Raw genomic sequence first — 13,003 nt, 5'->3', positions numbered from 1 at the left:
AGCACCGGACACTGCTGCGCTGGATCCGCGGCGCCCCAGCGACAAGGATCGGCCCTCCTGCCCCCACCTCCCGCAGTAGGGGGTCGCGGAGTCCGGGTCAAAGGTGTGGTTTCCACGCTGTCCCGGAGCGTGATACGATCTTATTTCACGGATTCTGAAAGGGCAATGCAATGGCGACCGCAGCGACCCTCGATCGCACCGGTCCGGAGGTGGTGCCGACCGGTGCCGCGCTCGGCGCGGAGGTGCGGGGCGTCGATCTCCGGACGGTGGACGACGCCGCCTTCGCCCGGATCCTCGACGCCTGGCACGCGCATGCGGTGCTGCTCTTCCGTGGTCAGAGCCTGACGCCGGATGAGCTGATCGCCTTCAGCCGCCGCTTCGGTGAGCTCGACCATGCCCCGATCCAGGAGAATGGCCGCCGCTTCGTCGAGGGTAGGCCGGAGCTCTACGTGGTCTCCAATGTCCTCGGGGCCGATGGCCAGCCGATCGGCAGTCTCGGCAACGGGGAGGCGGTATGGCACACCGACATGTCCTACCTGCCGCGCCCGCCCAAGGCCTCCATGCTCTACGCGCTGGAGATTCCGCCCAGCGGCGGCGACACGCATTTCGCCAGCATGGTCGCCGCCTACGAGAGCCTGCCGCCCGCGCTGCAGGCGCGCGCGCAGGGGCTGATGGTCAAGCATGACGGCACCTACAACAGCGGCGGCTTCGTTCGTGCAGGCGTGACGCCGACGGATGATCCGCGCCAGGCGCCGGGGCACCTGCACCCGCTGGTCTGCCGGCATCCAGATACCGGGCGGCCCATGCTGTATCTCGGCCGCCGCCGCATGGCCTATATCGACGGGCTGGGCCTGGCCGAGAGCGAGGCGCTGCTGGACGAGTTGTGGTCCTACGCGACGCGGCCCGAGATCTGCTGGAAGAACCAGTGGCGCGTCGGCGATCTGGTGCTGTGGGACAACCGCTGCACCATGCACCGGCGCGATCCCTTCGATGCGGCGGCGCGGCGGGTGATGCACCGGACGCAGGTGAAGGGGGAGGCACCGCCGGCGGCGTGACCGACCGGAGGGGCTCTGCCCCTCCGAGCCATTCCGCCAAGCCGGGTTGGACGTGGAGGTCCGACGGCCTGGCCGGTGCGGGTCAGTCGATCTGGAGATTCATCTTCTGCAGGACAGGCGCCCAGCGCTCGGCCTCCGCGCGCAGGAAGGCGCCGTATTCCTCCGGGCTGGTGCCGAGGGCAAACTGGCCCTCCGCCAGCAGCCGGTCCCGCAGGGCCGGTTCCTTCAGCGCGGTCGCTGCCGCCTGCGACAGGCGGTCAATCACCGGCCGTGGGGTGCGTGCCGGAACCGCCAGGCCGAAATAGGTCTGCGCAAGGGCGCCCGGGGCGAACTCGTCGAAGGTCGGGATCTCCGGCATCGACGGCAGGCGCCGGTCGCCGGTCCAGCCGATGATCCGCCCCTGGCCGTTGCGGTGCGGCCCGATCGCGCTTGCCCCGCCCACCACCAGCAGGTCCAGCGTGCCCGCCAGGAAATCGTTGAGTTGCTGCGCATCGCCGCGATAGGTCACGTCCTGCATGCGGATGCCGAGCTTCTCCGCCACCAGCACGGCGGCAATGTTGTTGAAGCTCGAGGGGCCATTGGTGCCGTAGTTGAGCTGCCCCGGCCGGGACTTCGCCAGCGCCACGAATTCCGAGATGGTCGCCGGCATCCGGTTCTGCACCAGGAAGGCAAAGGGCAGGGTGGAGAGCAGGGAGACCGGCGCGAAATCCTCGACCTTGTAGGAGAGGCTGCGCATCAGCAGCGGGTTGATCGTCAGCGTCGTGCCGGAATTGACCAGCACCGTATGTCCATCCGGCGCCGCGCGGGCGACCGCCTCCGCGCCCACCACGGTCGCGCCGCCCGGCCGGTTCTCCACCAGCACGGGCTGGCCCAGCGCGCCCTGCATCCGCTCCGCCAGCAGCCGGCCCATGAAATCGGTCGAACCGCCGGGCGGGAAGGGCACCACCAGGGTGATCGGTCGCCCTTGCGCCAGGGCCGGCGCCGCCAGCCCGGCCGCGCCCATCGCCAGAAGGGGCCGCCGCCCCATCGCCATCCGCATTTCGTTCCTCCCGAGGCTTTGCCGCACCCTGCCACGGCCCGACTGCAGGCGGAAAGGGGCGCGCTTGACGCCATCCCCGCCCCGGCCTGCAATGCGGCAAATTGGAGGAAAGCGATGTCCGAGCACATCCGCGTCTCGGTGGCGGACGGCGTCTGCACCGTGGCCATGCACCGGCCGGAGAAGAAGAACGCGCTGACGCGCGACATGTATGCCGGCCTGGCCGAGGCGATCGAGCGCAGCGCCGCCGATCCGGAGATTCGCTGCCTGCTGCTGACCGGCACCGAGGAGATCTTCTGCGCCGGCAACGACATCGCCGATTTCCGCAGCCCCCGGCCGCTGGACGACCCGAACACGCCCACCCCCAGCCGGCGCTTCTATTTCGGCTTGGCGAATTTCGAGAAGCCGGTCGTCGCCGCGGTGCCTGGCCTCGCCATCGGCATCGGCTGCACCATGCTGCTGCATGCCGACATCGTCTATGCCGCGCCGGAGGCCCGCTTCCGCCTGCCCTTCGTCGATCTCGGCCTGGTGCCGGAACTCGGCGCCTCCATGCTCGTGCCCTGGCTGGTCGGCAAGCACCGCGCGGCCGAACTGCTCCTGCTGGGTGACTTCTTCGACGCCGCGGCGGCGGAGCGGATGGGCTTCGTAAACCGTATCCTGGACCGCGGCGAGCTGCTGCCGCACGCGGCCGCCACGGCGCGCGCCCTGGCGCAGAAGCCGCAGGAGGCGCTGCGCATCACCAAGCGCCTGCTGCGCCCGGACATGCCGCCGATGCTCGCGCGCATGGAGGAGGAGCGGGAGTTGATCGCCGAGCGCCTGCGTGCCCCCGAGACCCAGGCCATCATGGCCCATGTGCTGAAGCCGAAATCCACGGCCCGCTGACGGGGCGGCGAACCGGCAATCGCGTATAGTCCCTGCGGACCGGATGGACGCCCCCGGCGATCCGCCCCGCGCGCTGAGAGGAAACACAGGATGTCTCTGCTGGACATGGTGAAGGGCCGGCTCTCGCTGCCCGTCATCGGCTCGCCGCTCTTCATCATCTCCGTGCCCGATCTGGTGGTGGCGCAATGCACCTCGGGCATCATCGGCTCCATGCCCTCGCTGAATGCGCGGCCGGCGGAGCAGTTCGAGGAATGGGTGATCGAGATCAAGGAGCGGCTGGCGGCGCATGACGCGCGCCACCCGGACCGGCCTGCCGCGCCCTTCGCCATCAACCTTATCGTCCACAAATCCAACGACCGGCTCGACCACGACCTAGCGATCTGCGTGAAGCAGAAGGTGCCGCTGATCATCAGCAGCCTTGGCGCCCGGCCGGAGGTGAACCAGGCCATCCATTCCTATGGCGGCTATGTGTTGCATGACGTGATCAACCAGCGCTTCGCCCACAGCGCCATCGACAAGGGCGCGGACGGGCTGGTGCTGGTCGCGGCCGGCGCCGGCGGGCATGCCGGCGCGCTCTCGCCCTTCGGCTTCCTGCAGGAGACGCGCACCTGGTTTGACGGGCCGATCGCGCTGTCCGGCGCCATCGCGCATGGCGCCAGCATTCTGGCGACCGAGGCGCTGGGCGCCGACTTCGCCTATATCGGCAGCGCCTTCATCGCGACCGAGGAGGCGCGCTCCCAGCCCGAGCAGCGGCAGATGATCGTCGAGTGCGGCGCCGAGGACATCGTCTACACCAACCTCATCACGGGCGTGCACGGCAATTACCTGAAGCCCTCCCTGCGCAAGGCCGGGCTCGACCCGGACAACCTGCCGAGCAGCGACCCGAGCCAGATGAGCTTCGGCACGGACCGCAGCAAACGGCGCTGGAAGGATATCTGGGGCTCGGGCCAGGGCATCGGCACGGTGAGGGAGGTGCAGCCGGCCGCCGTGCTGATCGAGCGCTTCCGGCGTGAATACGCCGCCGCACGTGCCCGGCTCGGCGATCGCAGCCCGCTGGTGAACCCCGCCTGGGAGAAGGTGCTGGAGGCGGTCGCGTAGGGAACGCGTCAGGCCACCATCCTGGTGCCGGCGGCGCCGGGCCGGGGAGGGTGTCCCGCCCTCGCGGGCCGCCTCGCATCATGCTCCGCGGGCGAGGCGGCCCCGAGGGCGAATGCGGCGGCATCCCTGATCCGCCCGGAAGCACCGGCCGGGCCGGAGAGCAGCCTCGACGGGGGCCGCCGAAGGGGTTGTTGGGGCGATACCGTCTGGCATGAATGCCGACGCATGTCTGCGGCCTCAGGCCCCGGCGGCCTGGCTACGCGGCTGGGGCGGCATTTGCGGCCCTACAGCGGATTGCGTTCAAAACTGAACGCCAATCCGCTGCAGGCTATTGTCCGTAGAGCAGATTCACGCTGCGGGGCGTTCACGCCCCTCCGCGATCTGCTCTAGCCGCCGAGGGCGGCGGCAGGTCAGGAGGTGTGCCGGCCGCCATCAGTATTCGAATTCGTAGGACAGCCCCAGCCGGTCGCCAGCCGGCCCGGTCGCCGTCTGCCCCTCCAGCTTCAGCCGCGGCGTGATCTCCACCTGCACGCCGACGCCGGTCTGGCCGCCCTGGGTGCCCTGCCGGATGCCCAGGAAGACGCCTGGCGCCACGTAGCGGCCGGCCTCCACCGTCGGTCCCTGCTGGCCGCCCGCCTGGCCCGCGGCCTGGCCGGCCTGCTGGCCGGAGGTGACGCCGAGCCGGTCCAACCCCAGCAGGCCCCGCACTTTGTCGAGCGGATTGGCCGCCCCGCCGCCGACCCCGGTGAGCTGCGCCACCGCGGCGGCAATCTGGGCAATCTCGAAGGGTGACAGATTGCTGGTCGGCCGGTCGAAGAGCAGCCGCGCCAGCACCTCGTCCTGCGGCAGTTCGGGCGTCGAGGTGAAGGTGACCTTCGGGTCGTTCGGCGGGCCCTCGACATTCACCAGGATCGTGGTGCTGCCGGCCCGGGACTGCGCCGTCAGGTCCAGCCGCGGCACCAGGGTGCCGGAGGCGAAGTCGATGCTGCCCCGCTGGAAGGTGAGCAGCCGGCCGACCAGGTCGAGCGTGCCGCGGCGGAGCGTCAGGCCGCCGCTTGGCACCGGCTCGGCCAGGGTGCCGCCGACCCGTACCTCTCCGCCGAGTTCCACCTCTACGCCGCGGCCGCGCACGAAGATGCCCTGCGGGGCACTGACCGTGACGGCAAGGTTGATGGGCGGCGCCGGCGCTGCCGGCGGCGCCGGCGGGTCGGGCGGGATGACGCCGGGCGGCAGCGGGCGCGTCTGGCGGACATTCTCAAGTCTCGGCACGCTGGCCGGCAGGGTCTGCGGGATGCGGATCTCCGCGCGCTGGATGCGGACATCGCCCGAGAGGGTGCCGCCGCCGGTGACCGGCCCCTGCATCCGCAGATCGGCACCGATGGTCGCGGTGACCAGGTCCGAGACGACCGGGCGGGCGTTGCGGGCAGTGAGGATCAGGTCGGCCGGGAAGCCCGGCGCGCCGGCATCGAGGCTGCCGCGCAGCTCCAGCGTGCCGTTGCCGGCGGTCCGGCCGGCAATGCGCTCGATTACGAGGCGCGTGCCGTCGCCGGTCAGGGTGCCGTTCAGATCGAAGACCCGCACGCCATAGGCGGTGTTGCGGTATTCCGCGCCGGAGAGGGTGGCGCGGCCACCGAGGCGGGGCTCGCCCACCGTGCCGTCGGCGCGGAGCGCGAGCGCGACGCGGCCGGTCACCCGGTCGGCGCCGGCGGCGAGGAAGGGGCTGGCGAGCGGCGCCAGGTTGAGGTTGCCGTCGAGCGTGGCGGTCACTGGACCGCGCGGCCCGAAGCCGCCCGGCAGCCGGGCATTGGCGGTGAGCCGGCCGGCCGGCCCGGCCTCCAGATCGGCGCGGAGCTGTGCGGCCTCGCCGAGCAGGCTGCCCTCGGCGCGCAGTGTCAGGGCGGGCAGCCCCTGCGCCCAGGCGGCGCCGGCGCCGAGGCCGGTACCGGTCAGCTTGGCCCGGATCTCCGGCCTGGCGACCGGCCCGGTGGCGCGGAGTTCGGCGGAGAGGGTGCCCTGCGGCTGAATATCGGGCACGAAGCGCTCGGCCAGCGCCAGCGGCAAGGCGGCGATGGTGGCGGTGAGATCGGCGCGCTCGGGGCCCCAGCGGCCCCGCGCCTCGATGCGGCCGCCCCGGGCGATGGCGAGTGCGGTCGGGGCCAGATCGACCCCGCCATCGCCACCCAGCCGCACCCGGGTGGGGGAGGCGAGGCGGACGGCCTCGCCCATCGCCTGTGCTTCCAGTGCCGCGAGGTCGAGCCGCCAGCCGCCATTCTCCTGCGCCACCCGGCCACGGCCGGAGACGGCGCCCTCTGTGGCGCGGCCCTGCAGCGTCCAGTCGAGGGCGCTTGGCGTTCCGGCGGCCGTCGCCTGCAGGCTGCCCTCGGTGCCGTTGTAGCCAAGGCGTGGCGCGTCAAGCCTGGCCTCGAAGCCCTGCTGGCCGTCCCTCGGCGCCAGGGTCGCCTCCAGCGAGAGCCGGCCGGCGAGGCCGGCGACGCCGCCCAGCCGGCCGAGCGGGGCGAGGTCGCTCGCCTCCAGCTGCGCCCTGCCGTCGAAGACCGGGCCGGCGGGATCAAGGCGCCCGGTGACCTGGAGCCGGGCCGGGCCGAGCCGGGCCTCGCCCTGCTCGATCCGGACCGCGCTCCCCTCGGGCTGGCCGCGGAAGAGAAGGGCGAGGGGCATGCCGTCCAGCCTGCCTTCCAGCGTCGCGGTCCCGCGCGGCGCGGTGGCAGGGGTGGCGATCCGGGCATCGAGCGAGAGCGATTCGAGAACGCGCCCCGCCGCCGCGATTCGGCCGGATTCGGCGGTGACCACGAGGTCCGGATCGGCGAGCGCGCCGCTCGCCTGCACCCGGGCCTCCAGCGCGCCCTCCGAACCGCCGCCCAGCACGGCGAGGCGCGGCAGGGAGAGGCGGGCATCGAGGGCGATGGGCTCGGCGAGGGTGCCGGTGGCGATCAGCCGGCCCTCCGCCCCCTCGAGCCGGGCATCGAGGCGAGGGCCGGGCAGGGCGGCGTCGAGCGCCAGCCCTGGCGCGGGACCGAGCACGGCATCGAGCTGGGGGATCCCACTGGCGAAGCCTTGCGGCCGGGCCTGCAGGCGGAGCTCGGGCGTGGCGAGGCGGCCGGTGACCCGGGCCTCCGCCTGAACGCTCTCCCAGGCGAAGCCCGGCGGCAGCAGGGCGGCGAAGCGCGCCGAGTCCTGCAGGCGCAGCCGGGCGGTCAGGTCCGGCGCCTCCCGCGCCAGGTCCAGCGTGCCGGTCGCATCGGCGCTGCCCGCCGGGGTCTCCACCGTCAGCCCGCGCAGGGCGATCGGCGCCTCGGCTGGTCGATCAACGTCCAGCGAGAATCGCGCCGGGAAGGCGAGCGGCCCCAGATCGGGTGGCAGCAGCGGCGCCGCGCCGGCATCGCCGGTGAGCTGCGCGCCATAGCTGCCATCCGACAGCGCCCGAACGGTTCCCTGGGTGTTGAGGGCGATCCCGGACCCCATGCCTGCCTGCACCGAAAGCGTGGCACCCGAGGCAGGGCCGGCGAGGCGCAAATCGAGGTCCAGCGGCCGGTCGGGTTGGCCCAGCAGCATCGGGACCAGCCCGCCCGGATCCTCCCGCAGCGTGACCGTGGCATCGAGCCGGTCGTCAGCCGGCGCCAGGACCAGGTTCACCTGGGCGTTGCCGCCCGCATCCAGGCGGCGAAGGCCAAGCTCCGCCTCCAGGCGTCCGGAGGCAAGGCGGGCCTTGCCGTCCAGGGCGAAGGCCGCGGCCTGGCCTGCCACCGCCTCGCCCAGTTCGAGCCGCTCCACCGCGAGCCGGTCGAGTGCCACATCCACCGGCAGGCTCGGCAGGGCGGGGAGCACCTGATCCGAAGGCGCGGCCTCGGGGGCGGGGGCCGCCTGCGGGTCGGGCACAGGCAACCGCTCCACCCGCGCCTGCTGCGCCTCCAGCATTTCCAGCCGCAGCACGCCGCGCACCAGGGAGGTGGGGGCGAGGTCCAGCCGCACGTCCTGCAACTCCAGCCACACGCCCTGGGCGTCGGAGAGGGTGATGCGCCGCGCCCGCGGCGCCGCGCGCCAAGTGCCTTGCAGGCCCTCGACCCGCAGGCCCGGCACCAGCGATTCCAGCTGCCGTTCGAGGAAGGAGGGGCTGTGCTCCTGTTCCTGCGCCGCGGTGCCAAGGGCGAGGAGGGCCAGCAGCGGCAGCAGCAGGACCAGAAGGAGGGTCGCGCGCCGCATCAGAAGGCCTGGCCGATGCCGACATAGAGGCCGAAGGCCGAATTGTCCCGCTGCCGCACCAGCGGGACGGCGATATCCGCCCGCACCGGCCCGATCGCGGTGTAGTAGCGCACCCCGAGGCCGGCGCCGATCCGCAGATTGGTGGTGTCCGGCGCCGAGCTGGACCCGACCGAGCCGGCATCGACGAAGGCCACGGCGCCGAAATCGCCCCAGACCCGCTGCCGCCACTCGGCGCTCGCCTCGATCAGGCTGGCACCGCCGGAGGGGCGGTTGAAGGCATCGCGCGGGCCGATCGACTGGTAGTCATAGCCGCGGACCGAGCCGCCGCCGCCGGCATAGAAGCGCTGGTGCCGCGGCACATCCGCCCGCTCCGCGCCCATCAGGGAGCCGAGCGTGCCGCGGAGCGCGAGGATGCTCCGCCGGTCGCCGAGCACGTCCCAGTAGGTGCTGGCGGTCACGCGCAGCGGGGCGAAAGGAGCGGAGTCGCGGAAGGACCAGGAGGGGGTGAGGGTCCCGTTCACCCGCCAGCCGCGCGCCGGGTCGAGCAGGCTGTCCGTTCCGTCATAGCGCCCGCCGAACTGGAGGCCGAGGATCTGGTAGGGCGTCAGCGTGCCGCCGGGCGGGCCGATGCTGCCGAAATCAAGCACCGGGCCGGCATTCAGGCTCAGCTTTTCGGAGAGGCGCCGCTCCATCAGCGCCGAGAAGGTGATGGCGTCGCGGTCATAGGCCTCCAGCCGCTCCCGCAAGCCGAAGAGGCTGCCGACGAAGCTCCATTGCGGCCCGAGTTGGAGGCCGAACACCGCGGGATCGCGATAAGTCCCGCCGATGCGGTAGGTCGCCTCCTCCAGCCCGCCATTGGTGCCGATGCGCGCCAGCTCGGCCTCCAGCCGCAGCCGCTCGGCCCGGCCGAAGAGGTTGCGGTGCTCCCAGTAGACCCTGACGCTTGGGCCGTAATTCGTCTCATACGCCAGGTTCACGCCGATGGCGCGGCGGGCGCGCTCGGTGACCGTGAAGGTCACCGGCAGCCGCCCAGCCTCGTCCAGCCGCTCGGCGGCCCTGGCACGGACCGAGCCGAAGGCACCGAGCGCCATGAGGTCACGCCGCTGCCGCTCCAGCACCTCCGGGCTGTAGCGCTCGCCCTCGATCCGGCTGGCCTGGGCGCGCAGGAAGCGCGGCTCCACTCGCACCATGCCCTCCACCTCCGGTGCCGCGAAGACCGCGACCGGGCCGGGGGAGAATTGCCAGGTGATGTCCATGGTCCTGCGGTCATGGTCCACCACCGTCTCCCGCCGCACCATGCTTGCCAGCGGGTGGCCGGCCGCCAGCAGCCGGTCCCGCAGCGCCTGCTCGGCATCCAGCACGGGCGCGGCGCGGGCCGGCTCGCCCACCGCCAGGTCGAAGGGCTTCTCCGCGACCCGGTCCAGGGCCCGCTGGCCGGCCGGCGTATCGGCCCGCAGCACGATGCTGGCGATCCGGTAGGGCTCGCCCTTCTCCACCGTGATGCGGATGGACAGCGGGCGCTCCATGCTCGCCTCCAGCCTTTCGGTCAGCAGGGGATCCTCGGCCGTGGTGCCGGCCAGCGCGATCCGGCTGGTGCCGGCCCAGTATCCCTCGGATTGCAGGGCCTGCTGCAGCCTTTCCCGATCGGCCCGGGCGCGGCCGGCCACGCCGCCCGGGCTGGTGGGGGCGCTCTCCCGCAGGGCGACGAGTTGCGACACCGCCGTGAGGGCCGTGTCCAGCCGCCCGTCGCCGGTCGGCTCGATCTCCACCGTGTAGGGGAGGGTGTCGGGCTCCTCCTCAGGCGCCGGCGCCTGCGCCAGGGCAAGCCCGGCGAGCAGGAGGAAGGGCAGCAGGAGGCGGCGAAGTTTGGCTGACACGGGTGCGGAAGTATTTTCCTTCGGCTCGGTTCCCTGCGGGGATGGCAGTTGAGATGGGTGCGGGCTAGGACTCTGCCATGGATCAAGCCCTTGCCCAAAACCTGACCGCCTGGCGCCGCCATCTGCATGCCCATCCCGGCCTGACCCTACATGAGGGGGAGACCGCCGCCTTCGTCGCCGCCCGGCTGCGCGAGATGGGGCTGGAGGTCACCGAAGGGGTGGGAGGGCATGGCGTGGTCGGCACCATCCGGCGCGTCCGAGGCGAGGGCAGCAACCGTTCGGTCGGGCTGCGGGGCGACATGGATGCGCTGCCGATCCAGGAGCAGAATCCGGACCTGCCGCACCGCTCCACCATTCCCGGCGTGATGCATGCCTGCGGCCATGACGGGCACACTACGGCCCTGCTCGGCGCGGCCGCGCTGCTGGTGCAGGACAAGAGCTGGTCCGGCACGGTGCAACTGGTCTTCCAGCCGGCCGAGGAAGGCGGCGGCGGCGCGCGATCGATGATCGCCGACGGGCTGTTCCAGCGCTTCCCGATGGAGTGCATCTTCGGCTGGCACAATTGGCCGGGGCTGGAGGCGGGGACCATCGCGGTGCATGAGACGGCGGTGATGGCCGCCGGCGCCCGCTTCGAGATCGCGTTCGAGGGCCATGCCGGCCATGCCGCGCTGCCGCATCTGACGCGCGATCCGATGCTCGGGGCCGGGCACTGCATCGTCGCCCTGCAGTCGATCGTGTCGCGCAACGTCGATCCCATGCAGGCCGGCGTGGTCAGCGTGACCATCGCCGAGGCTGGGGAGGCGCAGAACCAGATCGCCAACCGGGCGGTACTGAAGGGGACGGCGCGCTGGCTCTCGGATGCGACGGGCGAGGCGATCGAGACCGGGATGCGGCGCGTCGCGGAGGGCATCGCCGCAGCCTTCGGGCTCCGTGCGACGGTCGATTTTCGCATCGGCGTGCCGGTGACCGCGAACCATCCGGCGGAGCGGGACCTGGCGGCAGCGGCGGCGGGCGTGGTGACGACGGTGCGGCGCGACCTGCCGCCGGCCATGACCGGCGAGGATTTCTCGCATTTCCTGCGGCAGGTGCCGGGTGCCTTCGTCTGGATCGGCAATGGCCCGGGCGAGGGCGGGTGTGAACTGCACAACCCCAACTATGACTTCAACGACGCGATCCTACCTGTTGCGAGCGGCTTCCTGGCGGAGGTGGCCAGGCGCGCCCTGGCCGGAAGCTGAGAGCCGGTTCGGAGCCGGCGCGTTCGGGTGAGAGCGCCACCTGCAGGCATTTCCGCCAAATCGTTGCAAATATCGACAACAGAACAGATGGCCGCGGCGTCACCTCTGGACCACGAATGTCATGGCCGGCCGCTGCCGAGCACAATTCACACTCCAACGGGATCAGAAAAAGTTAGGATCACAGATGCTTTTTGTTCCCACCGCAACGCTGGCGGTGGCGTTGTTGCCGGTGCTGAATTCCTGATGTTCCTTGCGGTGCCGCAACCGGTACTGCGGGACAAGCGAGTGAGGATTGCACGGCATGGCAACGGTAACCGGACGGTGGCTGGTCGGCACGCGCTACCGGGAGATCATAGGTGCCGATGACCCACCGGGCGCCGAGCCCAAGGGGGACTTCATCGTTGCCGGCCCCGGGAACGACTACCTGATCGCGGATATCGGGGCGGATGTCTTCGGCTTCGAGCCGGGCCACGGCCTGGACTTCATCAACCACTTCACTCCGGGCGAGGACAAGATCCAGTTCGGCGGCGGGCTCACCGCGGAGTCGCTGACGATCCGGCCGGAAACCATCGCCGGCGTTGCGGGCCTGGCGATCTACTATGCCGGGGTCGGCGGGCCGGACTCCGTCTTCCTGGCCGGGGTCAGCGCCCTGCAACCCGGCGACATCGTCTTCGAGCCGCTGCCGGGCAAGTTCTTCGACCCGCCGGTGCAGGATTTCAACATCGACTTCAAGTCGGATGTCGTGCTGCGACGCGCGGATGGCTCGGTCGCGGAATGGCAGATGAATGGCACGCGGATCGGCGCCGAGAAGATCCTCGCCAATCCCGGCAATGACTGGAAGGTCATCGGCAGCGGCGACTTCAATGGCAATTGGAAGCCCGACCTGTTGTTCCAGCACAAGGACGGCCCGCCGGTCATCTGGAACATGGACGGCTTCACCATCCAGAAGTCGCTGGAACTGCCGAACCCCGGCCCGCAATGGTCGGCGGTGGGTATCGGGCATTTCGATGACGACCCCGGCGCGGACATCCTGTTCCAGCACGATGACGGCACCATCGTCATCTGGTTCATGGGAAGCTGGCAGTTGCCGGACGGCGCCATCCGCGAAGCCAAGGTCATCGCCGAGCCGGGGCCTGACTGGAAGGTTGTAGGCACCGGCGACTTCAACGGCGACTACAAGGCGGACATCCTGTTCAGGCACGAGGATGGCAGGGTCGTCGCCTGGCAGATGGACGGCTCGAGGATCGCCGCCCATGCCGAGATCGGCACGCTTGCCGAAGGTGCATCGGTGGTCGGCACGGGCGATTTCGACAACAACAACCGGGATGAGATCCTGGTCCAGCAGGCCGACGGCTCCCTCGCCATGTGGTCGATGAATGGCGTCACCGTCACTGGCGTCACCGATATCGCCAATCCTGGCCCGGGCCGGAAAGTGGTCGATACCGGCGACTATGACGGCAATGGCAAGACCGACATCCTGTTGCAGCACACGGATGGCAGCGTGGAAGTCTGGCTGATGGATGGCGCCAGGGTCGCGAGTTCCGGGATCGCGGCCGCAAAGTCGGATTGGATCGTCACCTGACAGCCTGGTCCGGTGCT

The 13,003-nt window shown here is 71.3% G+C and carries 8 protein-coding genes; 5 read left to right on the top strand and 3 right to left on the bottom strand.

The window, feature by feature from the left end; genetic code table 11:
• The first annotated feature begins 170 nt into the window (after nucleotides 1-170).
• On the top strand, nucleotides 171-1,055 hold the full coding sequence (locus LHA35_RS05080; RefSeq protein ID WP_226605344.1) for a TauD/TfdA dioxygenase family protein: 885 nt from the start codon (nucleotides 171-173) through the stop codon (nucleotides 1,053-1,055).
• 82 nt (nucleotides 1,056-1,137) lie between these two features.
• Here LHA35_RS05080 and LHA35_RS05075 read toward each other — a convergent pair whose 3' ends face one another.
• Nucleotides 1,138-2,094: a tripartite tricarboxylate transporter substrate binding protein gene (locus tag LHA35_RS05075; protein ID WP_226605343.1), complete on the bottom strand. Its 957-nt coding sequence runs from the start codon at nucleotides 2,092-2,094 to the stop codon at nucleotides 1,138-1,140.
• A 114-nt stretch (nucleotides 2,095-2,208) separates the two neighbouring features.
• On the opposite strand from LHA35_RS05075, the gene LHA35_RS05070 reads away from it, so the two are divergent.
• Together LHA35_RS05070 and LHA35_RS05065 are read left to right on the top strand one after the other, a co-directional pair.
• The gene (locus LHA35_RS05070; RefSeq protein WP_226605341.1) at nucleotides 2,209-2,973 is read left to right on the top strand and encodes an enoyl-CoA hydratase-related protein; all 765 of its coding nucleotides are present in this window, start codon (nucleotides 2,209-2,211) and stop codon (nucleotides 2,971-2,973) included.
• 90 nt (nucleotides 2,974-3,063) lie between these two features.
• Nucleotides 3,064-4,071: an NAD(P)H-dependent flavin oxidoreductase gene (locus LHA35_RS05065; protein WP_226605340.1), complete on the top strand. Its 1,008-nt coding sequence runs from the start codon at nucleotides 3,064-3,066 to the stop codon at nucleotides 4,069-4,071.
• Nucleotides 4,072-4,503: 432 nt separating this feature from the next.
• On the opposite strand, the gene LHA35_RS05060 is transcribed toward LHA35_RS05065, so the two are convergent.
• Nucleotides 4,504-8,292 carry a translocation/assembly module TamB domain-containing protein gene (locus LHA35_RS05060; RefSeq protein WP_226605338.1) on the bottom strand — a complete coding sequence of 1,263 codons (3,789 nt, stop codon included), beginning with the start codon at nucleotides 8,290-8,292 and terminating at the stop codon, nucleotides 4,504-4,506.
• Nucleotides 8,292-10,169, bottom strand: coding sequence for an autotransporter assembly complex protein TamA (locus tag LHA35_RS05055; protein WP_226605337.1), 1,878 nt, complete (start codon nucleotides 10,167-10,169; stop codon nucleotides 8,292-8,294). The genes LHA35_RS05060 and LHA35_RS05055 overlap by 1 nt, the downstream gene beginning before the upstream one ends.
• Nucleotides 10,170-10,246: 77 nt before the next feature.
• Between LHA35_RS05055 and LHA35_RS05050 the strand changes: the two genes are divergently transcribed.
• Together LHA35_RS05050 and LHA35_RS05045 are read left to right on the top strand one after the other, a co-directional pair.
• Complete coding sequence (locus LHA35_RS05050) at nucleotides 10,247-11,404, top strand: amidohydrolase (protein WP_226605334.1); 1,158 nt, start codon at nucleotides 10,247-10,249, stop codon at nucleotides 11,402-11,404.
• A 301-nt stretch (nucleotides 11,405-11,705) separates the two neighbouring features.
• On the top strand, nucleotides 11,706-12,986 hold the full coding sequence (locus LHA35_RS05045) for an FG-GAP repeat domain-containing protein (RefSeq protein ID WP_226605330.1): 1,281 nt from the start codon (nucleotides 11,706-11,708) through the stop codon (nucleotides 12,984-12,986).
• Nucleotides 12,987-13,003 lie beyond the last annotated feature (17 nt).

Source organism: Roseicella aerolata (assembly GCF_020523605.1).
In the GTDB taxonomy this organism is placed as follows: domain Bacteria; phylum Pseudomonadota; class Alphaproteobacteria; order Acetobacterales; family Acetobacteraceae; genus Paracraurococcus; species Paracraurococcus aerolatus.
Note: the sequence above shows the minus strand (reverse complement) of the source record. Positions and strands in the feature narration are given on the sequence as shown.

Excerpts from the sequence above, each read along its gene's own strand:
- LHA35_RS05045 (WP_226605330.1), top strand. The coding sequence starts at position 11,706 with ATGGCAACGGTAACCGGACGGTGGCTGGTCGGCACGCGCTACCGGGAG.
- LHA35_RS05065 (WP_226605340.1), top strand. The coding sequence starts at position 3,064 with ATGTCTCTGCTGGACATGGTGAAGGGCCGGCTCTCGCTGCCCGTCATC.
- LHA35_RS05080 (WP_226605344.1), top strand. The coding sequence starts at position 171 with ATGGCGACCGCAGCGACCCTCGATCGCACCGGTCCGGAGGTGGTGCCG.
- LHA35_RS05050 (WP_226605334.1), top strand. The coding sequence starts at position 10,247 with ATGGATCAAGCCCTTGCCCAAAACCTGACCGCCTGGCGCCGCCATCTG.
- LHA35_RS05070 (WP_226605341.1), top strand. The coding sequence starts at position 2,209 with ATGTCCGAGCACATCCGCGTCTCGGTGGCGGACGGCGTCTGCACCGTG.
- LHA35_RS05060 (WP_226605338.1), bottom strand. The coding sequence starts at position 8,292 with ATGCGGCGCGCGACCCTCCTTCTGGTCCTGCTGCTGCCGCTGCTGGCC.
- LHA35_RS05075 (WP_226605343.1), bottom strand. The coding sequence starts at position 2,094 with ATGCGGATGGCGATGGGGCGGCGGCCCCTTCTGGCGATGGGCGCGGCC.